Raw genomic sequence first — 1,942 nt, 5'->3', positions numbered from 1 at the left:
GCGCGGGCTCCTCGCTGTCGCTCGTCGCGTAGCGCGGGAAAATGTAGCGTCCTGACGGAGATTTGAACTCCGGTCCCTGGCTCCGCAAGCCAAGAGGATAGTCCACTACCCTACCAGGACTCATCTACCCGTAGTCGGCACCCCTTGAAAGCGGTTGCGATACGGCGGCCCCTCGCAGTGTGACACCTCGGGACGCGATAAACGGAGAGAACTCTTTGTGTCTACGCCACCGTTTTTCACTCCCGCGTCGTCGGCGAACGCATGCGACGCCGAACGGTACTCGCGGGTGTCGCGACGTTCGCCCTCCCACTCGCAGGCTGTCTCGGCGGGTCCGAGGCGCCGGGAGGCGACGCCGCCACGCGGACCGACGGAGGAGACACCATGGACGAAACCGAAGACGCCGGGAGACCGGCACCGACCGTTCGCGCCGCATCGCTGTCGGCAGTCGACGCGTGTCCGGAGGCCCGGGTCCGCGCGGACGACGACGCGGTGGTCTGCCGCGGATGCGTCCGCGGGAAGAACGGCTGTACCGTCGCCGTCCTCGACGGCGCGACGTACGACGCCGCGGCCGACGAACTGCGCGTCGTCGTCGCCACCGAGGAGGACCGCGAGGCGGGCGCGATGTGCACGCAGGCCATCGTGCGACTCGGCTACGAAGTCACCGTCGCGTTCGACGACGGCCTCCCCGGGACGGTGACCCTCGTCGAATCCGACGTGGACGGGTCCCGCGAGGTGGTCACCGCGTCGCTCTGACGGCGGCGAACGTTTTTATCCGAGTACGAGCCCACACTCACCGTGCCACGCCGAGACGCCGAAATCGGGAGACAGCGCCCGGATACTCCCCACAAGACAACGCTTAAGCGCGGGCCTACCTTGGTCCCGAACATGACTGTGGTCGCTGCATTCGGAGTCCCGGACCTCTCTCTCCGGACCGAAGCGCGCCGCCGAGACTCCGTCGGAGGTGTCGCGTAGATGGGTGCCATCGAGGACGTGTACGACGACCTCGACACCGACGTGCCGTTCGAGGAGTTCGAGGCCGCGGTGAACGACAAGGTCGAACAGATGGGCGGCCTCGCCGACGAGGAGACGGCTGCGATGCTCCTCGCGCACGAACTGCGCGACGAGGAGGTCGAGGGAATCGCCGACATCGAACCCGGCATGGACGACGTGAAGTTCCTCGGGAAGGTGATGAGCGTGGGCGAACTCCGGACGTTCGAACGCGACGGCGAGGACGAAGACGGCCGCGTCGTCAACGTCGAAGTCGCCGACGAGACGGGGCGAATCCGTATCTCGATGTGGGACGGGATGGCCGAAGAGGCCCTCGAGAACCTCGAAGTCGGGCAGGTGCTCCGCATCGCCGGCCGGCCGAAAGACGGCTACAACGGCGTCGAGGTCAGCGTCGACAAGGTCGAACCCGACTCCGAGGCGGAGATAGACGTCCAGACGCAGGACAGTTACCGCGTCGAAGACCTCTCGCTCGGCCTCTCGGACGTGAACCTGAAGGGTCGCGTCCTCAGCACCGACAGCGTGCGCACGTTCGACCGCGACGACGGCTCCGAGGGCCGCGTCGCCAACCTCACGCTGGGCGACCCGACGGGTCGCATCCGCGTGACCCTCTGGGACGAGAAGGCGGACCTCGCCGAGGAGTACGACCCCGACATCACCGTCGAAGTCGTCGACGGCTACGTCCGCGAACGGGACGGCAGCCTCGAACTGCACGTCGGCAACCGAGGGACGGTCGAGGAACTCGACGAGGACGTCGAGTACGTCCCCGAGACGACGGATATCGCCGCGCTGGAGATCGGCGAGACCGTCGACATCGCCGGGCATCTACGGACCGCCGAAACGCCCGGGAAAAGACGACCCCTCGCAAAACCGTATCGCCCCGTGACTGGGACCGGTGACGCCATCGGCCCGAGAGCCCACACTCCCGCACGACGAC

General features: G+C 67.2%; 2 protein-coding genes and 1 tRNA gene. 2 read left to right on the top strand and 1 reads right to left on the bottom strand.

The window, feature by feature from the left end; translation table 11 throughout:
- Positions 1-47: 47 nt before the first annotated feature.
- Positions 48-120: transfer RNA gene (locus GJ632_RS21235), tRNA-Arg, on the bottom strand.
- Between the two features lie 141 nt (positions 121-261).
- Here GJ632_RS21235 and GJ632_RS21230 point away from each other — a divergent pair.
- Positions 262-753, top strand: a complete 492-nt coding sequence (locus GJ632_RS21230; protein WP_191453958.1) for a hypothetical protein — start codon at positions 262-264, stop codon at positions 751-753.
- A gap of 219 nt (positions 754-972) precedes the next feature.
- A partial coding sequence (locus GJ632_RS21225) for an OB-fold nucleic acid binding domain-containing protein (protein ID WP_231751748.1) occupies positions 973-1,942 on the top strand: 970 nt, incomplete at its 3' end.

It is taken from the genome of Halogeometricum sp. CBA1124 (genome assembly GCF_009741955.1).
Lineage (GTDB): Archaea > Halobacteriota > Halobacteria > Halobacteriales > Haloferacaceae > Halogeometricum > Halogeometricum rufum.
The sequence above is the reverse complement of the archived record's forward strand: the minus strand, read 5'-3'. Positions and strand labels throughout refer to the sequence as shown.